Annotated in this window: 21 protein-coding genes; 6 read left to right on the top strand and 15 right to left on the bottom strand. The window is 41.2% G+C overall.

The window, feature by feature from the left end; genetic code table 11:
• From IEV36_RS01390 to IEV36_RS01365, 6 genes are all read left to right on the top strand, one after another.
• Nucleotides 1–1,557: a PepSY-associated TM helix domain-containing protein gene (locus tag IEV36_RS01390; RefSeq protein ID WP_005257421.1), complete on the top strand. Its 1,557-nt coding sequence runs from the start codon at nucleotides 1–3 to the stop codon at nucleotides 1,555–1,557.
• Nucleotides 1,554–1,826 carry a hypothetical protein gene (locus IEV36_RS01385; RefSeq protein WP_005257420.1) on the top strand — a complete coding sequence of 91 codons (273 nt, stop codon included), beginning with the start codon at nucleotides 1,554–1,556 and terminating at the stop codon, nucleotides 1,824–1,826. The genes IEV36_RS01390 and IEV36_RS01385 overlap by 4 nt, the downstream gene beginning before the upstream one ends.
• A gap of 322 nt (nucleotides 1,827–2,148) precedes the next feature.
• Nucleotides 2,149–3,036 (top strand): sulfite exporter TauE/SafE family protein, encoded by an 888-nt coding sequence (locus tag IEV36_RS01380; protein WP_004772078.1) that lies wholly within the window; start codon nucleotides 2,149–2,151, stop codon nucleotides 3,034–3,036.
• A 118-nt stretch (nucleotides 3,037–3,154) separates the two neighbouring features.
• Nucleotides 3,155–4,246, top strand: coding sequence for a 3-deoxy-7-phosphoheptulonate synthase (locus IEV36_RS01375; protein ID WP_004772077.1), 1,092 nt, complete (start codon nucleotides 3,155–3,157; stop codon nucleotides 4,244–4,246).
• Between the two features lie 129 nt (nucleotides 4,247–4,375).
• Nucleotides 4,376–4,879, top strand: a complete 504-nt coding sequence (locus IEV36_RS01370; RefSeq protein WP_005257419.1) for a hypothetical protein — start codon at nucleotides 4,376–4,378, stop codon at nucleotides 4,877–4,879.
• Between the two features lie 72 nt (nucleotides 4,880–4,951).
• Nucleotides 4,952–7,063, top strand: coding sequence for a TonB-dependent receptor (locus IEV36_RS01365; protein ID WP_005257418.1), 2,112 nt, complete (start codon nucleotides 4,952–4,954; stop codon nucleotides 7,061–7,063).
• Between the two features lie 48 nt (nucleotides 7,064–7,111).
• On the opposite strand, the gene IEV36_RS01360 is transcribed toward IEV36_RS01365, so the two are convergent.
• The 15 genes from IEV36_RS01360 to IEV36_RS01290 form a co-directional block, all read right to left on the bottom strand.
• The gene (locus IEV36_RS01360) at nucleotides 7,112–7,852 is read right to left on the bottom strand and encodes an adenosylcobinamide-GDP ribazoletransferase (RefSeq protein ID WP_005257417.1); all 741 of its coding nucleotides are present in this window, start codon (nucleotides 7,850–7,852) and stop codon (nucleotides 7,112–7,114) included.
• Nucleotides 7,853–7,952: 100 nt separating this feature from the next.
• The gene (locus IEV36_RS01355) at nucleotides 7,953–9,536 is read right to left on the bottom strand and encodes a histidine-type phosphatase (protein WP_032863885.1); all 1,584 of its coding nucleotides are present in this window, start codon (nucleotides 9,534–9,536) and stop codon (nucleotides 7,953–7,955) included.
• Nucleotides 9,537–9,649: 113 nt separating this feature from the next.
• Entirely contained in the window at nucleotides 9,650–10,249 is a 600-nt protein-coding gene (locus IEV36_RS01350; protein WP_005257414.1) for a histidine phosphatase family protein, read from the bottom strand.
• Nucleotides 10,239–11,309 carry a nicotinate-nucleotide--dimethylbenzimidazole phosphoribosyltransferase gene (gene cobT / locus IEV36_RS01345; protein ID WP_005257411.1) on the bottom strand — a complete coding sequence of 357 codons (1,071 nt, stop codon included), beginning with the start codon at nucleotides 11,307–11,309 and terminating at the stop codon, nucleotides 10,239–10,241. Before cobT ends, IEV36_RS01350 begins: the two co-directional genes overlap by 11 nt.
• A 1-nt stretch (nucleotide 11,310) precedes the next feature.
• The gene (gene cobU / locus IEV36_RS01340; RefSeq protein WP_005257409.1) at nucleotides 11,311–11,829 is read right to left on the bottom strand and encodes a bifunctional adenosylcobinamide kinase/adenosylcobinamide-phosphate guanylyltransferase; all 519 of its coding nucleotides are present in this window, start codon (nucleotides 11,827–11,829) and stop codon (nucleotides 11,311–11,313) included.
• A gap of 2 nt (nucleotides 11,830–11,831) precedes the next feature.
• Nucleotides 11,832–12,455 carry a 2'-5' RNA ligase family protein gene (locus tag IEV36_RS01335; protein WP_005257407.1) on the bottom strand — a complete coding sequence of 208 codons (624 nt, stop codon included), beginning with the start codon at nucleotides 12,453–12,455 and terminating at the stop codon, nucleotides 11,832–11,834.
• 321 nt (nucleotides 12,456–12,776) lie between these two features.
• Nucleotides 12,777–14,906, bottom strand: coding sequence for a bifunctional mannitol-1-phosphate dehydrogenase/phosphatase (gene mtlD, locus IEV36_RS01330; RefSeq protein ID WP_005257405.1), 2,130 nt, complete (start codon nucleotides 14,904–14,906; stop codon nucleotides 12,777–12,779).
• Between the two features lie 353 nt (nucleotides 14,907–15,259).
• The gene (locus IEV36_RS01325) at nucleotides 15,260–16,570 is read right to left on the bottom strand and encodes an MFS transporter (protein WP_005257403.1); all 1,311 of its coding nucleotides are present in this window, start codon (nucleotides 16,568–16,570) and stop codon (nucleotides 15,260–15,262) included.
• Between the two features lie 236 nt (nucleotides 16,571–16,806).
• Nucleotides 16,807–17,445 (bottom strand): GNAT family N-acetyltransferase, encoded by a 639-nt coding sequence (locus IEV36_RS01320; protein WP_005257401.1) that lies wholly within the window; start codon nucleotides 17,443–17,445, stop codon nucleotides 16,807–16,809.
• A 137-nt stretch (nucleotides 17,446–17,582) separates the two neighbouring features.
• A complete protein-coding gene (locus IEV36_RS01315; protein WP_005257400.1) occupies nucleotides 17,583–17,924 on the bottom strand; it encodes a hypothetical protein in 342 nt (113 codons plus the stop codon).
• Nucleotides 17,921–19,444, bottom strand: coding sequence for a PepSY-associated TM helix domain-containing protein (locus tag IEV36_RS01310; RefSeq protein ID WP_005257399.1), 1,524 nt, complete (start codon nucleotides 19,442–19,444; stop codon nucleotides 17,921–17,923). The genes IEV36_RS01315 and IEV36_RS01310 overlap by 4 nt, the downstream gene beginning before the upstream one ends.
• A gap of 6 nt (nucleotides 19,445–19,450) precedes the next feature.
• The gene (locus IEV36_RS01305; protein WP_005257398.1) at nucleotides 19,451–19,738 is read right to left on the bottom strand and encodes a hypothetical protein; all 288 of its coding nucleotides are present in this window, start codon (nucleotides 19,736–19,738) and stop codon (nucleotides 19,451–19,453) included.
• A gap of 82 nt (nucleotides 19,739–19,820) precedes the next feature.
• Entirely contained in the window at nucleotides 19,821–22,112 is a 2,292-nt protein-coding gene (locus tag IEV36_RS01300; protein ID WP_005257397.1) for a TonB-dependent receptor, read from the bottom strand.
• A 92-nt stretch (nucleotides 22,113–22,204) separates the two neighbouring features.
• Nucleotides 22,205–22,822 carry an RraA family protein gene (locus IEV36_RS01295; protein WP_005257396.1) on the bottom strand — a complete coding sequence of 206 codons (618 nt, stop codon included), beginning with the start codon at nucleotides 22,820–22,822 and terminating at the stop codon, nucleotides 22,205–22,207.
• The gene (locus IEV36_RS01290; RefSeq protein ID WP_032863882.1) at nucleotides 22,819–23,580 is read right to left on the bottom strand and encodes a (2Fe-2S)-binding protein; all 762 of its coding nucleotides are present in this window, start codon (nucleotides 23,578–23,580) and stop codon (nucleotides 22,819–22,821) included. The genes IEV36_RS01295 and IEV36_RS01290 overlap by 4 nt, the downstream gene beginning before the upstream one ends.
• Nucleotides 23,581–23,582 lie beyond the last annotated feature (2 nt).

Below are 23,582 nucleotides of genomic sequence, written 5' to 3'. Positions count from 1 at the left end.
ATGCAAAATAAAGGTGTTCGCCAATCAATGGCATGGTTACATGCGTGGACGGGTCTGATTTTTGGCTGGCTTTTGTTTGCTATTTTCTTAATGGGCACAAGTTCATATTATCGACATCAGATTAATTTGTGGATGCAGCCGCAACTGGCTCAGGTTCAAGTGAATCAGGATACAGCCATCACAACTGCTGCTGATTATCTACAAAAGCATGCTGGCGATGCCAAGTCATGGTATCTCAAAGTGGCAAATCACGAAGAACCTGTCAATAAAATGTATTGGCAACAAGCCAGCGGCAGTTATGAAAGCCGTAGTCTGGATGCCAATACTGGTCAGGAATTAAAATTGTCGGCAACTCAAGGTGGAGAATTCTTTTATAACTTCCATTTTCAGTTGTATGGATTCCCGATCATGATCGGGCGTTTGATTGCCTGCCTTGCCGCTTTCATTATGTTGGTGGCCTTAGTCTCAGGCATCATTACCCATAAAAAGATTTTTACCGATTTCTTTACTCTGAGAACCTTTAAATCGCAGCGTTCCTGGCTGGATTTTCATAATGTTTCTTCGGTACTCGCACTTCCCTTTTTCCTGACCATTACCTTTACAGGCTTGGCGATTTTCTTCTATCTCTATTTGCCATGGGGAATGCAAAAACTTTATCCAGAGAATCCTTATCAGTTTTTCACTGAAATTAGAACGACTGAAAAGAGCGCCACAGATCAAACCGAGCCTCATAAAGCTGAGATGCTACCGATCAGCACACTGCTGGAAAAAGTAAAGCAACAATGGGGCGAACAAGCGCTGGCATCAATTGAAGTTAAAAATCCCAATACTGACCAAGCAGTGATTACCTTTAAGCAGTTAGAAGATCGATCAATCACCTTAAATCAGGCACAAATCACCTTTGACGGCACAGGCAAAATTATCGGCAATACCCGTAATAATAGTGCTGTCGCAACCTTACATTCGGGTGTTTATGGCTTACATATGGCGACCTTCGCCCAACCTTTACTGCGCTTCGCATTCTTTTGTTCAGGTATTTTGGGTTGTTTAATGATTGCTTCAGGCCTATTGCTGTGGAGCTTAAAACGTCAGATCCAAAACAAATCTGATCAATTTCATTTCGGTTACTATCTGGTTGATCGTTTGAATGTCGCTGCATTTATTGGTCTGCCCACTGCAATGCTCAGCTATTTATTTGCCAATCGATTTGTACATGTGACTGAAACCATGCCCAATTATGAAATCTATACATTTTTCAGCGTCTGGGGTTTAAGTTTCATTGTCGCCTTAGTGACGAAAAAGCAATATTTATGGAAAACACAGGTACTAATTTTTGGATTAGTGGCTTTGATTCTCCCTCTTTATAACTTGCTCTATCTCATCAATCATCAGTTCATCATAGATCTGCAAAGTTATTGGCTATTTTTACGGATTGATTTATTCCTACTGGCCTGTGCCCTGTTTGCTGTATTTATTTTTAGAAATATCCAACCGATTCAAGAAAAATCCGCTCAAAAAATCAAAGCGAAGTTAGCCAAAAATGAGGTGAAAGCATGATTCTTTTGAGCCTCATATTGATACTTGTTGGAATGATGCTGCTCTATAAATGTAGTTCTAAGCAGATTAGTAAATCAAAACAACAGTTTGTCATTCGCTATCAAATACAGCTCAAGGTACTGGCTTATCTATGCTTTTTGCTTGCAGGTAGCCTGCTTTGTTTAGAATATGGCAGTTCGATTGGGTTCGTAAGCTGGTGGATTTTCGCAACGCCCGTGACTTTCTTATTGGTACTCTGGGTTAATGAGCTTAAACCCGTAAAAAAATAAAATGAATCTGTCAGGCAACTTTTTAACTCCACTTATAAAAAGTTGCCTAAAAAACATAACTCATTGATATATTTTATTTATAAATATCATTATTCCTTTGCTGGCGACGTCCAAAGACATTCCAGCCTGCTTTATCTGAATAAAGCTTTTGGTGTTTTCATGCTATCATTGCACCCTTATCTCTTAATCCAAAAATAAATTCTAAGAAAACCTATCTTTTTCTTTAGCGTTTTTTTGCATAAGTAAATCATTATTCATCACAACGAGTTATCTAAAAAAAGCATAAGATATGCTGATTTTTGCATATTTAGGCATATTGTCGATGTTTGGTCCTATTGAATTTATTATGGCTGGGGTATTGGTTGGCTTCTGTGTTGGTATCACAGGTGTCGGCGGTGGTTCTTTAATGACCCCAATCCTGATCAGTCTATTTAAAATCGAACCTCATATCGCGATTGGTACAGACTTGTTATATGCCTCAATCTCTAAATTTTGCGGCTCTATTGTCCATGCTAAAAAACTCAATATTGTCTGGCCGATCGTACTCTGGCTAGCATTAGGCAGTATTCCAGCATCATTTGCGACCTCTTGGGCACTCGAACATTACCTCAGTCAATCCACGCATTATAAAGCTGTGCTGACTATGGTTTTAGGCTTTATGTTGACCTTGACGGGTATTTCAATTGTCTTTCGTGCACAGATTGAAAAATTCTTTGACCGTTTCCGTAACCGTGAACAAGCGAATATGGAAAGCGAACAACATGCTTTGCAACACAAACGTCATTACATTGTCATCATGGGAATCGTATTAGGTATCTTTGTTACCCTTTCATCTGTCGGTGCGGGTGCCTTTGGTATCATGGCTTTAGTTCTAATGTTTCCTAACTTGCCGATGATCCGTATTATTGGTTCAGACGTGGTGCATGCCGTTTTACTTACAGCAGTTGCAGGCCTTAGTCATATGTCTTCAGGTAACGTCGACTTTAGTCTGTTGATGTGGTTATTGGTCGGTTCTATCCCTGCGATTATTGTCGGGACTTTAATTAGTTCACGTATGCCAGAAAGACTGATTCGTAAAATTTTAGGGATTACCTTATTTGCTTTGGGCGTGAACTTTATTGTGAACCCTGTGAAAGCCAAACCGAAGCCAGTTGAGACTCATCAGGCTGTCGTTGTACAACAGACAAGTCATTCAACAACAATTGTTTAAGCCAACAAATGCCGCTGCTTTCTGCATAAATTATCGTTATTGCTAGTTAATCAGTCGGCATTTCATGCTATATTCGCAGACAAAATAACCTCTTTTTTCGATTGAATTTGTGACAGCAATGAATACTCTACAGTCAAATCCAGTTTCTCAGCCCGATATCGATGATGTAAACATTAAAAGCATTCAAACGCTGATTACACCAGCAGAATTGAAAGCTGATCTTCCATTATCTGAGGCTGCGTCTCAAACTGTGTTACAAGGACGTGCTACTGTACGTAATATTTTAGATGGCAATGACAAACGTTTGTTTGTCGTGATTGGTCCGTGCTCAATCCATGATCCTAAAGCTGCACATGAATATGCTGATCGCCTGAAAGTCCTGAGTGAAAAAGTAAAAGATACTTTATATCTGGTGATGCGTGTTTATTTTGAAAAACCGCGTACCACTGTGGGCTGGAAAGGTTTAATCAACGATCCAGACATGAACGACTCATTTAATATTGAAAAAGGCTTGCACATTGGTCGTGGCTTATTGATTGATTTGAATGAAAAAGGATTACCTTGTGCGACTGAAGCACTTGATCCGAACTCACCGCAATATTATCAAGATTTAATTTCATGGTCTGCAATTGGCGCACGTACTACTGAAAGTCAGACTCACCGTGAAATGTCTTCTGGTCTTTCATCACCTGTTGGCTTTAAAAATGGTACGGATGGCGGCTTAACCGTTGCAACCAATGCGATGCAATCGGTTAAACATGGTCACAGCTTCTTGGGCCTAAATGAAAATGGTCAGGTTGCGATTATCAATACCAAAGGTAACCCATATGCACACGTAGTATTACGTGGTGGTAATGGCAAGCCAAACTATGATGCAACATCTGTTGCAGAAGCAGAAGCAGCTCTAGCAAAAGCGAAAGTGAGCAACAAGATCATGATTGATACCAGTCATGCCAACTCAAACAAAGACCCGTACTTACAGCCTTTGGTTTTGAAAAATATTACAGAACAAATTCTGGATGGTAATAAATCAATCGTTGGGATCATGGTGGAAAGTCACTTAAAAGGTGGTCGTCAAGATATTCCAGAAAATCTGTGTGATCTTGAATACGGCAAGTCAGTGACTGATGGCTGTATCGACTGGGAAACAACTGAAAAAGCATTGCTAGAAATGCATGAAGCGTTAAAAGACGTTTTACCAAATCGTTAATCTTTAAATAGATGTAAAACAGGCTCTTATGGGCCTGTTTTTTGTTTTGAATTACACTGATATCTTTTGAATAAGCCTCTTTTTTTCATTATACTGCTGCCACATTTCCCCCTACGACGTATCGCTGATATGAAGTCCAGTTTTCGTCAACATTTGCTTAAGTGGCGTGCCTCTCTTGGCGCGGTGACTTTGCTGTGTTTACTCTGGCATATCTTCTTACCAACGATGGTCCATACAGGTATCGTACCTGCACTTTATGCAATGCCAAGTCATTGTCAGGTGACAGTGATTCAAAATGCATCATTGATGACTCAGACTCACGCAGGCCATCACCCACTTGCAATGCATGACATGCACCATACCCAGCAACTGCAAAGCTCTAAACATGCACATCTTAGTGATCATGCACAGGAAGTTTTTGCGCTTGCCAGCCAGATCATGAAACATTGCCCTTTGTGTACACATGGCCTTGATGCTGCTGTTCTCATCCCATTGATTGCATTTATTTTTATCTTTCTACTGGCTTGGTTTAGTCGTGTACGCTACCTCTGTTATTCGTGGACAGAAGATCTGCATATACCCCGCATCTTTTATATTTTCCCAACTAAACAAGCCCCGCCACTCACTTTATAAATCGCAAATTTTACTTCGTGCCCACTTACAACTACGGCACGTCCTTATGTATTGCTTTTTATAGAGTTCAAAATGAATACTCAATTCCGTTTGTCTGTATTAGCGGCTGCTTGCCTTTCTGTCAGCTATAACTCCGTTGCTTTTGCTGAAACTGTGCCGTCTGATACGACCAAAACCTTAGCCACCATCGTTGTGACCGCCAGTCGTGAAGGCGAATCAATTAATAATACCCCTGCCGCGATCAGTAAAATCGGCATTAAGGATATCGAAGATAAACATGCAACATTCATCGGCCAACTGGTCAATCAAACCCCAGGTGTTTTGATGAATGATCTGGGCAATGAACAGCATATGATGTCGATTCGTCAGCCAATTACCACAGCAGCAGTTTATCAGTATCTTGAAGATGGTATTTCAATTCGACCTGTGGGCGTGTTTAACCACAATGCCTTGTATGAAGTGAACCTTGCCGGAATTGACAGTATCGAGATCTTGCGTGGTCCAGCCAGCAGCTTGTACGGAAGCAATGCCATTGGCGGAACCATCAACTTCCTGACCAAAGCACCGAGTGCAACACCAACAGCAAATATAGGAATCAGTGCAAGTTCAGAAGGTTATCGCCGTCTGGATATTGATGCTTCTAATACCTTCGCAACTGAGTATGGTGAACAGGGTTTGCGATTATCTGCCTATGCCAGTGATCGTGGTGACAGCTGGCAAGACCATGCCGAAAGTAACAAGCAAAGTGTTACCTTACGACATGACTGGCGTATTTCTGATGCGACACAAATCAAGAATATTGTGAGCTACAATCACCTAAAAGCAGACATGACGGGCAATTTAAGTCTGGAAGATTACCGTAATCGTCCTGGATATAGCTATCAGACCTTTACTGATCGTGAGGTTGAGGCCACTCGTATTTCTTCACAGCTGAATCACCAATGGAATGATCAGCAACAAAGCCAGTTCACCTTGTATTATCGTGACAATACCACGGAACAAAATCCAAGTTATAGTATCCGTACCGATGTTAAAAATGGTAAACCGACTGGCACATATAGTGGACAGACCACATATAACGCATTTCAGTCTTATGGCTTGAATATGCAGCATTCTGCCACATTGGATCAGGTCAAACTGATCGTTGGGGCAATGACAGATTACTCACCGAATCAGGCCAAAACCAATGATATCGAGGTTTTTCGTGATCCAGACAGCCTGATTTATACGGGTTATAAACAACGCCAGTTGCTACGCGATTTTAATGTTGACGTTAATAATCAGGCCCTTTATGCACAAGCAAACTGGCAGGTTATTCCGACCTTAAATCTGGTCGGTGGTGCTCGTTATGACTGGATCAGTTATGACTACAGCAATAAATTAACCCCATCAAAAGTAACAGGTGCGCCTGATGAAAAACGTAATTTCCATAAAGCCAGCCCACAAGTCGGTTTTGTCTGGAATATCACGCCTGCCATGGACATTTACAGTAACTGGTCGCAAGGTTTTGTTCCGCCAGAAGTAAGCAGCCTGTACGGCGCAAATCTGGTCACGCCAAATCTGAGAGAAGCGACGTTTGATAATATTGATGCCGGTTTACGCTTTAAACTGCTGGATGACCGTGTCGATGGGGAGATTACCTTATACCGTTTACAAGGCAAAGATGAAGTCATCAATTACACCAAGCCAGATAATACTCGCGAACCACGCAATGCTGGTAAAACCCTGCATCAAGGGATAGAAATTGGCGGCACATGGAAGATCAATGCGCTTTATGATCAGCGTTTAAAAGTTTCGGGTAGCTTTGCAAAACATGAATATAAAGCGTTTCAACCCTCAAGTTCACTCGATTACAGCGGCAATACCATGCCAAGCGCACCCAAAAGCTTTGGCACAGTTGAATATCAGATCAAACCGGTTCCTGAATTATTACTTGCTGTAGAAGGTGTCTATGTTGGATCTTACTGGATCAATGATGCCAATACAGAAAAATATGATGGCCATACCTTGCTGAACTTACGCGCTAACTATCGTAAAAATGCTTATGAAGTGTTTGGTCAAGTCATCAATGTCACCGATGTGCATTACGCTGAAAGTACATCTTTTAGCAATAATCAGGCAAGCTACACACCGGCTGCGCCGCGGACCTATTTATTAGGTTTGCGCTATCATTTTGGAAAATAAAACGACTGAATAAAAGATATGGCTTCAACTGAGGCCATATCTTTAGGCTTAAATATAAAATGAGGCAATAACAAAGCTCAGCATCAAACCCGTCTCACTCAATTCAATTGCAGCACCCACCGTATCACCCGTAATCCCGCCAATACGCTTGATAAAAAGCCCACGCAAATAAAAGATAATGATCAAAAAACTGAATAAGGCGACTAAACCTTTCCACTTAAACATACAAAGCAATGCTATTGTAATGACAAAAACCATCCATATTGCTAGTCGTGGCATATTCTCAAGCATTGAACTTGCCAGTCCTTGCGCACGTACATAGCGTGTCGTGAGAAATAAAAATAGTGGCACACTACGTCCAAGCATGGGCAATACAATAAGAAATGCTTCAAGCTTTTGCTCAAGCAACACATAGAGTGCGACAAATTTAAGCAAACATACCGCAATCAGGCTCAATACTCCGATCGGGCCGCATGCTGGATCCTTCATAATTTTCAGGGTTCGTTCTGGATCACCATAACCACCCACCCATGCATCTGCGGTATCCGCGAGTCCATCAAGATGTAGGCCACCAGTCAACCAGATCCATAACACCAGAATGAGCGCTGCACTGAACAAAATAGGAAGTTTTGCTAATATAAGCGCGAACGCAAATAACATCAGTCCAATCAATAAGCCAACTACAGGATAAAACAGCAAGGCCTGACTATTTTGCTTTGCACTTGGCATATTTTTTAGTTCGATCGGCAAAACCGTCAAAAATTGCAAGGCAATCCAGAAAGGTGTCATGCGAAACAGCTCAATTCAAAAGATTTATCATAAAATGATTATGAAGAAATAAAATTGGGAATAGCAAGTGATTCCCAAATGAAATATAAAATAAGTCAGCTTATTGAATTTGATAACATTGTTTCAACTTTAAATAGTCATAATAGAAGCTGTTATTGTTATAACGCGCATAGTTACAATCTGGTTTAAACAAGGTCTCTTTTTCGTTATAGAACATCTTCACCAAAGTTGTTCCTTGTGTATTTTGGTAGATATCCCATTGTAAGTTTGCAGCCATCGGCGACACAAACTCACCACGCCATTTACTATTGGTATAATTATAAGTTTGACGTAAAGGTAGCGGCTGCATCATGTCATGCAATTCCAGACTGGTTGCCAAAGGAATGATGATTTCTGCATGCGCAAAACGTAATACCGCACGATGCGTTTGCTGCTGATCAACTATCGCATCGACCTGTTTAAATAAATCCTGTTTTAAGCCTTGGGCAATTGCACTGGTGACATTCTTCGATTCAGTAAAGCTTGGCCCTTTGCTATAAAAATCATTGGCATCGTTAAATTCAGCATAAAATTTTGCGGCTTCTAGCGGCATATATTTATCAAAATCAATATTTTTTAGCTCTGTTTGCATGCCGCCTGCAATTGAATACAACTCATACATATACGCAGCCGCATCCACAGCACTGGCAATGGTATTCTTGCCTTTACCTTTTTCGGTAATGCTTTCACCATTTGGCGCTGTCACCGTATAGGAACCCGTATTGCTAAAAAGATATCCTGCCGAGCCTAATTTTTGAATAAATTCTGGCTTGAAAATAGGAGTAAGCACACTCATGGCAATCTGTTCAGCTTTGCTATTTTTAGCAAGTTCACTTAATTTATTTGCCAAATCAGCATCATCTTCCTCAAACTGCTGATAAGCCTGACTTGCATCATAGATTGCCTGTTGCTGTGTAGATAAGGGTTCAGTTAAATCACTGTCCTTATTCAAGCTGTGAAAATACAGTTTAAAACGATCTACGCCTCCATCTTCAACTGATGGCACACTGCTGCTGTCCAGACTGGTATAGGTCATTGGCGTAATCTGGTTTTTCAGTTGAGGTTGCTGCTGAATCAGTTCAGCGGTAAAGAATTTCGCACTATCCACAGCACGATCAACACCTGAACTTTGCACTAAAATTGAGGCAGGCTGTGTCGAAGCGGTTTTAAACAGATCTGGTAAGCGCTGTAATAGACGATCTGCAATACCTCGGTGTTCCTGAATACCTTGCATGCTTTCATTGCCATATCCGAACTGACGAATCCCTTCCACGCCATAGCCCAGCAGGATATTGGCCTTCATCATACTTTCCAGATCAGCCCCCAATTGCTCCCCTAACGGCGTTAAGGCGTTTTCTGCTTTGGCCTGTTTCCACAAGTTATAAAGTGCCAAATCATATTTGATACTCGACAAACCTCTAGAGCCATGACGTGCAACCAGCTCTGTAAAAACGGGCTGAAAACCTTGTGGAATAGCTTCGTATTTTTTCAGATCTTGCTGCGGTTGATACGGTGTTTTGGTTTGATAATATTTTGATTGTGGCGTGGTTTCAGGTGATGGCTGACTTTGTTGATGATCATCGTTATTACAAGCTACCAATAAAATGCTTACGCATAACATACTGCTTTTAAATAATATATTCATGAAAGATTTGATTATAGGTCAAGAAATTGACCTGTATCATAGGCAGTGGCAATGACAGTTCGATTACAGCTTTCTACTCAGTTATAGAATAAGCGACAAGGTCATTTTCCCATTTATTTATTTTCTACAAAATGAATCTCATTGTCGTGATGGCTCAATTCGAGTGAGTATAGCTTTCCAAGCTCGGCTGGCATTTTTAATAAATCATCTAGCGCCTGTTGACGTACTAAGCAGGTCAATAATTTAATTACCCCGCCATGTGTTACAACCAAGGCCCTATGCCAATGATTCTGCTGCATTTTGGTATAAATACGATTCACCCCATGCATGACTCGCTGCTGGAACTGAGCAAAGCTTTCCCCATTCGGTGCATGATATTGCGTGGGAAATTGCCAGAAATTTGCCAATAACTCAGGCTCTGTTTCATAAATGGTTTGGGTTGAAACACCTTCCCAATCACCAAAGAACATTTCCTTCATTTCGGTATGAAGCAAAAGTGGTTTTTCTAATTGCTGGGCCAATGCAACCGCAAACTTTTGGCAACGCTGTAAAGGTGAACTGATAATCACATCCCACTGCATCTGCGCATTCAGAGCTTGCTGAATGGTCGATTGCATCTGCAACCAACCCTGTTCTGTCAGCTCATCATCCAGATGACCACGCAATGTATGACTAAATGTCGTTTCACCATGGCGCAGTAAATCAAGGCGCAACTTTGTCACCTGTCACAGCTGCTTCAGCAAAAGTCGCCATTTGACTATGTAAAACACAAGCTAGCTGGATCATGGATAATGCAGCACCAGCACCACTGCCTTCCCCCAAACGCAAGTTCATTTTCAAAATAGGCTGCGCATTCAGTTCTTGTAAAACACGTTGATGCCCGTACTCAGCTGACTGGTGTCCGAATAGCATCCATGCCCGACTCTGGGGTTGAATACGGACTGCGCATAAAGCAGCAACCGAACTGATAAAACCATCCACCACGACTGGTAAGCCAATTTGCGCACAACGGATATAGGCACCTGTCATCGCGGCAATTTCCAGACCGCCGACCGCTGACAGAGTGTTTAAGGCATCATTTTTAACTTCTGTTTGGTGAAGCTTTATCGCTTGATCAATCACATTGATTTTATGTTGTAGTTGCTGATTGGTAATGCCAGTTCCAACACCTGTGAGTTGTGCAGCATCTTCATTTAACAATAAACCGGCCAAGGCTGAAGCAGAACAGGTATTGCCAATTCCCATCTCACCTGCAATAAAAATATCAGCAGCTTGTGCTTTGGCGCGCTCCACGCTGGCCTTACCCAACTGTAAAGCCGCTAAACATTCCTGCTCTGTCATTGCAGCTTGTTCAGCAAAATTGGCGGTGCCTGCACGAATATAATGACGCTCCACACCTGCATATTCATAAGCATCACCGACCGTACCACAATCAATGACTAGTAAATGTGCTTGATGATGTTTGGCAATGACGCTAATCGCTGCACCACCAGTCGCAAAGTTTTGTAGCATTTGGCGGGTCACGGCTTGCGGGTAAGCCGAGATATTTTCAGCAACTACGCCGTGATCACCCGCAAAAATCGTGATCCAGGGTTGCTGAATCTGAGGGTGAACTGTTCCTTGCAAAGCAGCCAGATCAATTGCGATTCGTTCCAGATCACCTAACGCTCCTGTAGGCTTGGTCAGTTGAAGCTGACGTTGTTCAGCTTGCTGTTTTGCATCCAGATCAGGTTGTTGAATCGCCGCTAAAAACCATTGCTCATGTTCAGTCATATTATTTCTCATCTTTTAAAATCATTGGAAGGCCTGCGACACAAAACGTGACCTTATGGGCGAGTTGACCCAGTGCCTGATGCAAACGCCCCGCTTCATCCACAAAACGGCGGCTGATTTCTCCCATTGGAACCACACCAAGCCCAGTTTCGTTACTGACCAGAATGATCTGAGCTTGCAGTTGAGCTAAGACTGCCAAGAATTTTTCGGTTTGTTGCTGTTGTAATGTCGTATCTTCAGCCAATAATAAATTGGTCAACCATAAAGTCAGGCAATCCACCAGAATCAGTTGATTGGGTTGGTCACATTGCAACAGTCGATCAGCCAGATAAATTGGTTCTTCACACACTTGCCAATGTTCAGGACGTTGCTGCCGATGATGCTCAATACGCTGCTGCATTTCGTCATCCAGCGCCTGCGCTGTGGCAATATATACAACCGACAAGCCAGAATCCTTGGCGATTTGTTCTGCCAAACGACTTTTCCCAGAACGTGCGCCGCCTAAAATCAGTTGCAACATATCTAACCCAATTCAATTTGCTGATAAGGATACAGTAATCCTTGTAAAATCTGTGCCTTATAATAGCCGAAAGTGAGTTGCTTCACTTGAACTTTCCACTTTTTAACGGGCAATTGCTGAATTCGCTCTAGCACCTGATCACTCTGCCATGCTTCGCGATACAGACCTAAAGTAATATGCGGACAATACTCAAGCGCAGCAATTTCATCTGACACTGAAGCCAGTTGCCGACGAATTTTTTCCAGAATTTGATCCGTATCTTTCACTTGCAAAAATAAGGCACTGCTAAAGCTATCCAGTTGGGCAATCTCTAACTCGAACGAAGATAGCTCCAGATTTTGCAGTTGCTTCATCTGTTGTTGTAATTGTTGAATCTGAAAATCATCATTGTATTGCTTCTCTGCGGATGTCAGGAACCCACATACAAACAAGGTAATATGATATTGACGTTGATTGGCAGGAATCAGCAAATCCGAAAAATCTGCCTGAATCTGGTCTAAGTATTCAATTAGTTCAGGCTGATCAATTTCAAGATACCATAACCCATAGTCTGAACGGCCACGATGCCACTCAGAATAGTCCCGAACGACGGTCGGACACAGTTGGGTTGATGATTTCAATAACACAAAATATAGATTCAATAAAATATGGAATATGCCATTAAAACATAAGCATAGACTGAATTAAAATAATTGTTTACCTCTGAGCCTTGTCAATCTTTCGAATATAAAATTAGGAAATATCAAATGATATGAGCAAATAGCTTTATTAAATTGTGGCTTGATCAACACTAAAATCTTCTAGACACAAGCTGATTCGATAGTAATCTCAGATCATAACTATGCCGCGAACTCAGCGTATCCAGCACATCATTCAAGCCTAAAATCTATATCAGAGATAACACAACTTTATCGATTTAAAGCTGTGTTATTCAATGCTGATAAGATCTACACCATCTCAGATGGGGCTTTAAATCCATCGAAATGGTAAGTGAAGGTTTCTCCCTGCATTTCCGACTGGATCCCCAGATAAAGCATATCTAATAAAGCTTTCTTTTGAGTTGAGGTGAGATCCATCATTTCCACGTTCTTACGGATATGCTGAACAATCTCCAGCTCCTCAATTTCAAGCTGTCTTAATGCATAGACATAGCCATAAATCGCGCCTTGCAGGATCTTTTGATAAGGCAATTGCTGCTGAATATGATTTTCCAGACTGCCAAATACGCGCTCATTGAAGCCTAGTTTTCTCAGCGGATCGCGAGCCACCCGTTCACAAGTGTCTTTATAGGCCGAGCGGCAAGAATGTAGAAAACTCTCCGCCATTCGATCTAGCTCTTTGGCCTGATTCGGTACAATATTCGCTAAACCTAGTTTTACTTCCTCAACCACCTGCTCCACATATTTCTTGATCTTGGCATCCGCTAACGCAATCCCGATCATGTCATGGCCATGCATACTGGCATACCAGGCGGTCATGGCATGGCAGCCATTCCACAAACGGTTTTTAATGATCTGAATATCAGAAATCTGCTCAACCAGAATCATTTGGCGCATTTTATTGAGGATTGGGCTCCGATTTTCCACATAAATCGGCATATCAGTTTCACTATGGAACAAGATCAAATCCATATTCTGCAAAAACTGACCCGCCTGAAATTGACCACGCATATCCGCCAAACAGTTGGTGATCTGCTGTTCTTGTTTCTCGGTCAACGCTGTTTCATCTGACAGCTCAATTGCTTCATCATTCAGATCGGATTGATATTGTTTGAATAAGCGGTGCTTGATATTTAACTGGCGATATAAGGCTTGATCGGTCAGCTTTGCCACCATTCGGTTAACGACGGTATCGCAAAAATAGTGTTCACTTAGAATATGCTCTGCAATATCCTCATCGGTGATCTCAAGCAAGGCTTCACGGATATTTTTCAGTACCAGATATTTTGCACAGACTTTATTGAGAATAATTAAAAAGGTAATCGGCTCATGCTGTTCCGTATCTTGAGACATAAAACGCGCCAATAGTCCTCTTGCAATTGTTTTTGCTTCCGATGCAATGGCCTGTTCAGGCAAACACAGCGCGATCAGACTTGAATGCATATACATCTCGAGCATCTGCTGTTCATTGTCTGCATCGATTACGGTCAGATTCTCAATCCGCTCATCATACGAGGATTGTCCATAACGGATACTGTAGCTGCCAAAACTATTGACTGATTCCAAGTACAGGCGATTCCGGGTTGAAGCGAGAATGCGCTTCGGTCTGGTAAAACCATCCCAATGTGACAATACCTGTGCGATATAGCCACCACCTATGGCACCAAAACCATGAATCCCGACGGTCAGTTGATTGATACTTTGCGGAAATGGTTCTTGTAACTGCGGCATTCCCATTTCAGGAATATATTGATCCAGTGCATTCAAGCACTCATACATATCCTGATAATAGAAATTTGCTTTGGTAAGCATACTGTCATTGGGTTCTTTTATATCTTTAAATAAAATGGTGATCCCGCCCGCATCACAGGCTGAGCAGATCCCGTTTTCAGAATCTTCAAACATTAAACATTGTTGAGGCTGCAAATTTAATTTTTGTGCCGCTTTAATAAAAATTTCAGGATGTGGTTTACCTTTTTCGACTTCGTCACCACATACCAGAAGATCAAAAAATTTATAGACATTGGCATTGATCAGGTATTCTTCGGCAATTGCCCGACGGCTTGATGTCGCGACAGCCATTCTTAAACCAGACTTGCGTAAACGTTCCAGCACCTGAATCAGGCCCTTTTTGATCGGAACACCATTATGACGAACTGATTCCAGTTCAAGTTCATCAGCACGTTTTCGGATTGCTTGATAAGGAACATCTTCACCATAAAAAGTTTGGGCAAGCTGTTCAGCAGTTTTTGCACTGAGTCCAAGACACTGCATTAAATATTCATCTGAAAATTCCTGTCCAATGAGTTCTTGGGACGCCTGTTTTAATGTTTGAAAGCGTAACCGCTCAGTATCAAACATTGTGCCATCCATATCAAAAAGCGCTCCCTGAACAGGATAATCATGAAAAATCAGCATCTTTACTCCTTTGTTTTGTTATTGCGCTTATTAGATTAACTAAAAAAACATGACAAAATTTAGACTGTAAATAAATGAAATAAATTTGATTAAAAAACAACCTTAAGTTGTTTTTTTCAGCTTATAGTTGACTAAATTTGTAAAGATTACTTGCATCCCCAACAAAACAATGATTGATTTTTAATCAGCAACTTTGATGATATAGAATAAACCCGACTTATAATTAAATAGGAAATAGACAAATAAAGTGGAAAAATAGAATATTTTTAACTATTTATGGATATCAAATCGAGTACCCATTTCGGTAATAGAATGAAATAGCAAAAAAAAGCCGCAGAACGCGGCCTTGAAATTCAAAGATCTACTCTATATTTGGCCTGCACCAGCAACATGAAAATCACACATAGAGATGGAATGGCTGCAATCACAAATAAATGGGTAATGACCAAAGATTTAGCCAGATATCCACCGAATAATGGCCCGATCACTGAACCTAAACGGGCAATCCCAATACTCCAGCCCACGCCCGTTGTACGCAATGAAACTGGATAATAACTTGCAGATAATGCATTAATGGCAGGTTGCCCACCAACAATCGCAAAGCCCGCAATAAAGATAACCACAAACAGTAAGGCAATATGACTGACCGAATATCCAATCAAGGCAACACTAACAGCAGCCACTATAAACACTGGAACTAAAACCTTATAAAAACCAATCTTGTCAATTTTTAACCCCATCACGATACTACCAATGGTACCGCCCAACTGTAGCGTTGAACCAATCATCAGCGCCTGATTCAAAGAAAGGCCAGACTCTTTCGATAAGGTTGGTAACCAGTTGGCGAGAAAATACAGACTGATCATATTTAAGATACTGATCACCCAGATCGAGTAGGTAAAAAAAGCCCGCTTATTTTTAAATAACTCCAATGGTGACTTTTTGATTTTAGGGCCGACATTGCCAATGATTTGAGTTGATGTGTTGAGTTCCAATGCTGGATAAAATTTCTTCAGCCAGAATAGAATCGTTTTCTCATTCTTTTTGTTTTCGCCTAAGAAATACAATGACTCTGGTAGCTTAAACAGCATAATAAAGAAAATGATCAGAGGAATAATGCCACCAAAATAAAATATTGCCTGCCATCCGCCTATGGGCGTAAGTAATGCAGAAATTCCTCCCCCCAGCATGGCACCGACTGTATAACCACAAGAAATCACCATCATGGTCAAAATACGATATTTGTTAGGTACAATTTCAGAGCTATAGGCCATGGCATTCGGCATGATACCGCCTAAGAAAATGCCCGTGATAAAACGTATAACAGCGAGCTGTTCAATATTAGCGACATGCGGTGTCCACAACATCAGTACAGAAAATATTAACGTTGAGATCAATAAGATTGGACGACGACCAAACCGATCTGACAGTGAACTTAAAACAAATGAACCAACAAACAATCCAAATAAACTGGCGCTAAACACCACGCCTAACATGGTTTTTTCGACACCCCACGCTTCTATAATCATCGGCGCGGCATAAGCCATTGCCTGAATATCATAGCCATCCATGATCATCAGCAATAAGCAGGTAAATAGAATAAATTTTTGATAACGCCCAACGCGCTGCTGGTCGATTAAATCATTTAATGCAACTTCTTTCATGGTGATTCCTTCTCCATGTTGCTTTACATATAATTTTGCAATCTATAATTACTTTATTCGTAATCGATTTATGATATTCGTAAATTCAGTAAATAACAATATGTTATTTTGTTAATCAAAAACCTTTTTTTAATTTTACATATCAATATATTATTTATTTTTAAAATGATGTTTTCTATATAAAAAAACCTCAACACAAGTTGAGGCTTATCTTCAATCTAAATCTTAAATTCAGTTTAAGTCAGGCTTAAATCTTGAGACTGCTGCTGGGTAGATTGCTGTTGTGAAGCAGCATAATATTCGCCAAATTTGTCGTAAAATGTTTCTCTAAAACAGTAATACAACATCGCCGTTTTTTCGGGCATTGGAATTAAACGCTGGCTCTCATAGCACAGATCCGCCACCACGGCTGCATAAGGTTTTACGGTATGGTCTGGTTCGCCTACAATTTTTTTCGCTTCAGAATTCTCAAAAATATAAAAACTCAATAAACGGATGGTCGGTCTTAAAAAGCCTTTACCAAAAACGGATTTATCTCCAAAAAGCAAATGCCAGCCAAGATCGTGCTCATCACCGTCGTAATAACGCCCTAAGCGATCACGTTTCCCTTCATAAATTTCGGTATATCCCACATCCTTGCCATCTACACCCACAATCATTAAACGTTGATGGTCATCGGCCAGCATTTTGTCGAAATAAACTTGTAGTTCAAGTTCAGACTTGTTCAGTTGCCATTGAGGAATTACGTGTGGCTCATGCATCCATTGATGTAATAAAGGAATATCCTGAGGATATTGGACTTGGCGGACATAATATTGTGTCCCATCTTCATAATACTCAAAATAATCAGGAAGTTTTTGTGACAGTGTAAGCATTAAGATATTCCTTGCCTTTAATATTAGATGATAATGATAATCAATTTTATTAACACAAAAAGCGTTCTTTTTCTTGTTTTTTGTTAATGAACTGCATCTGGCGAAGATCACTAAACAGCAAATAGCCGTAAAATGCCTTATGAATTTAATCCACCAACCAAAGTAAAGATAAGTGCGGCTAACATTGCGCCCCACCAGATCTGTATAAAATATTTTCTAAACAGATAAAAACCAAGCACTTGTAAAAAGAATGCTGCTGGCAAGATGACAAACAACCAACTCAGTGGACCAACTGAGCTGCCTTCATACAGATAATTCAACACAAAAGAGAATGCTAAAAATATTAGGCCAGAAAAAGATAAAAGCTTTTTCCGAGAGGCATTTAGCCAAGTATATTGCAGTTGTTTCTGCCCGTATTGGCTGAGGATGCAAGCTTGTATAAATGCGGCCAAGGCCCAGAATAATGCTGCAAGACTCATTTTAAAGCTCCTGCAAGCTTGAACTTATTCAGATAAAAATAAATTGCGCCGAGATAAAGTATTCCAATCGTTAGTAATGCCAAATCTACCCCCGCCAGCGACCAACGCGAATGGATGATGCTCTGCCACAAAGATGCCTCAGGTACCACAACGAAACTACTCAATGGAATGAGAAAAAGAATCAAAGCTGTACTTATCAGTAATAACAATATGGCCGCTCGGATATTCAGGATCAAACTGATCAGTAAACTTAATAGCCAAGTGAAGTAAAAGGCCGAAACTTCATAACTACTTCTTGGCTCGGACACTGCAGGTAACAGTCGTCCTGCCAATAAATAACTCGTACAAGCAAAAGGCAACCCGAGAAAAGTAAAAAAGTTGAGATGCTGTACCAGTTTATAGCTGAAACGATGCTGCGCTTTAATACGTTTTTTCTGCCAGAGCAATGCCCCTGCAGCCAACATCACACATCCAATAATGCCCATAACAGACAAGATCAAACGCATCCAGTAAGAGGCAAAATAGCCCAGATGAATACCATAAGAAGATGAAGCCAACTGGGCTATTGCGCTTAAATTTCGAGGTTGATCCAGCTGCTCGGCGGTATTGGCAGCAAAAATATATTGTGGGGTATTTAAGGTAATAATATTTTTATAATTATAGTCAAAGGTGATCATCGCATCTGGTGTATTCGGTTTTTGTACTTCAAATTTATCGAGTATTGCGCCTGTTTGTGCCTGCGCTGGTAATTGTTGAATAAAGCGTTCCAATGGCTGCATATTGCTCTGAGATGAGGATGGTTGCGGTTTTGCCATCTTTAGAAACTGCATCTCATTATAAAATTGGGGTATACCGTCTTGGGCATAATGCTTGGATAGTCCCCACGGCAACACCAGATAAAATAAAATCAGTAGCCCTGTAAATGCCATCACCAGATAAAAAGGAAATGTAATCACTCCCGTTATATGATGCAGATCGAGCAAGGAACGCTGGCCTTTAAAGGAACGAAATACAAAAAATTCTTTAATGATCTTTTTATGCGTGATCACGCCTGTAATCAAACTGATTAATAAGATCAGGGCAACAATGGCAACGATGAAACTACCAATCTTGCCAGGGAGTGGATAGAGGGTGTAATGCAATTTAAAAAAGAAATCACCTGCCAGAGTCTGTCGTGCAGGATTAAGCAATTCCCCTGTCATGGGATTCTGTAATTGTTGGTGTTTCCCTATCTGATCCTGCCATTGTAGCAAATTGACTGGCATGTGTTCATTTGCAACGGTCACACGCCATCTTTTTGCATCTGCGGCATGCTGGTTTAAATAATTAAACGCAGTTTGAGCTGAGGTTTGGGTAGTCGGTAGCGTTTGAATCTGACTCATCGCCTCAGGTTGCGCCCAGACATTAATTTCAGTACGGAAATACGCAATCGATCCGGTTAAGAAAATAAAGAAGATGATCCATAAGACAATAATGCCAAACCAGCTATGCAGAATGGCCTGAATTTGACGAAAGTTCATCTTAACTCATCCCCACTTATGCATGAGTCCGTAGCCAGCCAGTAATAACACACCTAAGCCATGGATGATCCAGAACCAGCATTTAGACATAATTGCACTGGTCAATATCACGTAAAAGATAAAAAAGATAAAACTGAGAAAGACGGCGAAATAGACATTTTCAGCTTTAGCAAAAGGCAACCAATCCGCCAAAACCAGACTGAGCCACGAACTATAACAATAAGCCGCCAAGCAGATAAAAAATACTCTGCGATAGCTTAACTGAAAGATCTCTTGTTTTTCTGAGGGGCTCATCCGTATTGCCTTAGCCTGTAAAATACAGAATAAAAAGGAAGAAATATCTGCATCTTCACAGATATTTCTTCCTCTGTTTTAATTAATAGCTGATGGTATAACTTAAGCCATAGGTACGACCTTCAGCAGGGATCGCCAATAATGGATTCCCGTTTGAAACAGCTGCTTGCTGGGCAAATACTGTCTCGTATTGAAGTCCCCAAACATTATATACACCAAAGTCTACACGACCTTTCCAAGCTGGAACATGCCCTAACACATCCATAGTTGCATAGCCTTTAATTTTTGCAGCGGTATTGGCATCTGCTTTCACAGCCGCTTTAAATTCAGCATCCTGACTAGCGTTGGCACGCGCAGCTAAGTCACGATCATCATTATAGGCTTTATTGGTCCCTTTAATTGCCTGCATCTGTACGCGAATACCATAGCCTTCATCATTTTCCCACTCAGCAAATAAGGTACCTTTTACTGGTGCGACAGCAAGTGAATTGAGCTCATGCCATTGGTTTGCAGCGTCTTTATATTGACCACGGGTATAGCCTAAAGTACCACCAACCTTGTAATGATCCATAAATGGATAACTGGCCGTTGCTTCCGCACCATAGACACGTTGGTCGGTATCTACAATCTGAGCTGCTCGGTTATTAAACTGAACAGTTTTATCAGAAGTATTATAGAAACCTGTTAAACCAAGGTTCAAACCATCATCCTGATTTAAACGCCAGCCCAATTCATAACTATTTACAGTAATCGGTTGCAAGTTCGAGGTTGAAACGGTAAAGGTCGATACATCACGCAGCATGCGCTGCACATCTGGGAAACTGAAACCTTGTGAAAAGTTCGCATAGACTTGCTGTGCATCATTTAGCTTATATACAGCCCCTAAATTAAACAGGGGTTTATCATCATGGGTTGAACCCGCTGGAACCATGGTTGATTCACGACTCGGAATATAGGCATCAGTATCCGCTTGGATATATTGGTAGCGAACACCCGCCTGAATATTCAACTGATCATTAATGGCATAATCACCCTGAGCAAAAGCACCAATATTTTGGATTTCAGTATTTGGACCATAGCCCTTACGCTGACCTGTTGGGGTGTAGACTAAATAAGGGTATTCAGTTGCGAGAATATCAATATATTGCTTGTCTTTTTCCCAATCATAATCAAGACCATAGGTTAATTTCAGATCTCGGTCTGCAATATTAAAGTCAGATTGCATGGTTGAACGTAAACCTGCAACTTCGATTTCAGATTGCGACTGGTTTACAGTTTTGACTGTTTTAGTAGTTAAACCATAAGGGAAAAATCTTGATTTTTCATTACGATAATAGGCTTCTACATTCAATATCTGGCCTAAGAAATCTTGATTTTGGTATTGCGAATTCACTGCATAGCGTTCAGTAAATAATGGATTGCTCAGCTTCAAACCTTTAATGGCTTTATAGCTTGGCGTCCCCATATCATTACTCGTTGCTGTAGTCGGCAAATATGAATAATCTGGGCCGTAATCTGTATCTTGTTTATCTTTATAGTATTGCGCACCAAAGCTCAGACTTTGTTGATCTGTGAGATTGAAGTTCAAACGACCATTGACATCAATCGTATCGCTGTCCATGGTACTACCTTGCCAAGGACTTAGAGAAATACGATCGCCGTCACCATCAAACTGCGAACCACGACTGGTAAAGTTCGCCCCAAGGAAACCATCGACATTTCCCTGACTAAATGAAACCGATTGTCCAACTTCATAAGCCAATCCATCCCCACGGAAGGTGTCTGAAGATGTGATACCGACTTTACTTTCAAAGCTGAGTGGTTTTGAGGTATCAGCACGTTTGGTAATGATATTGATAATGCCGCCTGTCGCACCAGAACCATAAATACTGGTTGCGCCAGAAATAATCTCAATACGCTCAATCATGCTTGGGCTAATGCTATTGAGCTGACGTGACACATCACGCGAACCCGTTTGAGATACTCCATCAATCATAACTAGCACATTTCTGCCACGCATGGTCTGACCATAGTTACTGGTGGTTCCACTACTTGGTGCCAACGACGGAACCAGTTGCGCCAAAACATCCGCAACCTTACGCCCCGCAGTTGCTTGCTGTGCAATTTGATTACGGTCAATGGTCTGCACAGTCCCTGCAATTTCTGCAATATTTTTTGGTGTACGCGTCGCTGTCACCACAATTTTCTCTAATTGTGCAACAGGTTTCTGCGTAGGCTCTGCCGTTACAGCCGCATTTGCTGAAACAGTTTCTTCTGCATAAACATGTTGAGCGAACATTGCCAGTACCGCAAGGCAGCATGGCGTCATTTTAAACAGTACTTGTTTTGCCCTAAACTCATTATTGACTTTCATTTTCTCTTTCTCCAGAGCCCTTATATCACTCAAAAAATATCCAAAAGGCAGGCCATCATACTAAATTTAAATTTTAATGAGAATGATTTTTATTAAAAATAGTATTCATCTCGACACTGCTGTTTAAAAAAATGGTCTTTTTTCAATTTTTCTGCTTGTTCGAGCTGCTGGAACTGTTCCAAATAGTCATGGGCAGTCTCTGGTTTTAAGATAAAAACACCATCTGCATCACCAATCAGCAGATCACCTGATTGCACCGTAAACTGGTTCAATTCAATACCAATATCCATTTCGACGAGACTATCGCCTTCATTTCGTGTGGTTAAACAACTGACTGACTGAGCAAAAATAGGCAATTTGAGTCTAAGTAAAGCCTGTCGGTCGGTGATAGCTCCTAGCACTACTACTCCCGCTAATCCGCAATGAATCGCGGCCACACTTCTCTGCTCTCCCCAACATGCACGTTGCAAATCATATCTAGCGTCGATGAGCAATACTTCATTGGGTTGGCAACTGAGCAACACCTGTCGTAACTGACTGGCATTCTTTGATTGCAGCCGAACAGTTCTAACCAGACCGACCAATTGTTGCTCAGGTGACATGGGGAAAATCTGTGGGACATGCCCTAAATCCAATAAATGACCAATGGTCGAGGTTGCAATTTTTTTATAGGCTTCGACCAGCAATTCTGGCTGGATAACTTGACTCATGATTTTATCTCGGTTGATTTTTTTAGCTGTAATGGGCAATTTCGACACAGCTCCTGTCCTGCTTCCTCTAGTTGAAAATAGAAGCAGCACTTTTGTCGCATATAGGTATTGAATTCGGGATGCCAGTTATTCCACAGCTTTAAAAAAGGGTTTTCCTGCAAGTTAAAACTTTTTGCCGATTTTGCTTTTAGCAACTGTCGTTGCTGTTGGAGCTGGGTATGCATGTCTTTGCTTAGATTCTGCTGAGCCAAAGCATGATAAAACTGCACCACACGCACAGCGACATTTTCCCAAAGTAATGCATAAGAAACGCGCCCAACGCGGGCAATCTGCTGCAATAAATCATTGAACTGTAGCAATATGACGTCAATTTCTTGTAGAGACATCACCTGAAACGAATACATTGCCGAATCAGCTAGTTGCAGTCGTCTTTCCCAGTTCCATGTTTCAGGTAGCTCTACGATAAAGATCGAAGGCTGCCATTTTACAAAAGGAAGCGATGCCGCCTGACAGTACAAAAAAGGCAGTATCCACAGCGTGGCCCAATATTTAATAAAAAGTGAAGTGGCACATCTCTGATTCTTCGCATGAATACGTGTCGCAAAACCCTGTAGCACCTGCCGACAAATCGAGTCATCGAATAGGTCTGCCAGCATGATTGCCTGCTGGTTGGAACAATGTATTTCCAGTTTCAGATGCTGTTGCAGCACTGAAAAAGAGCTTTCCAACTCTGCTTGAAAATGGCGACACATATTCATTG

The organism is Acinetobacter vivianii (genome assembly GCF_014635885.1).
Lineage (GTDB): Bacteria > Pseudomonadota > Gammaproteobacteria > Pseudomonadales > Moraxellaceae > Acinetobacter > Acinetobacter vivianii.
This window is presented reverse-complemented; position numbering and strand designations above follow the sequence as displayed.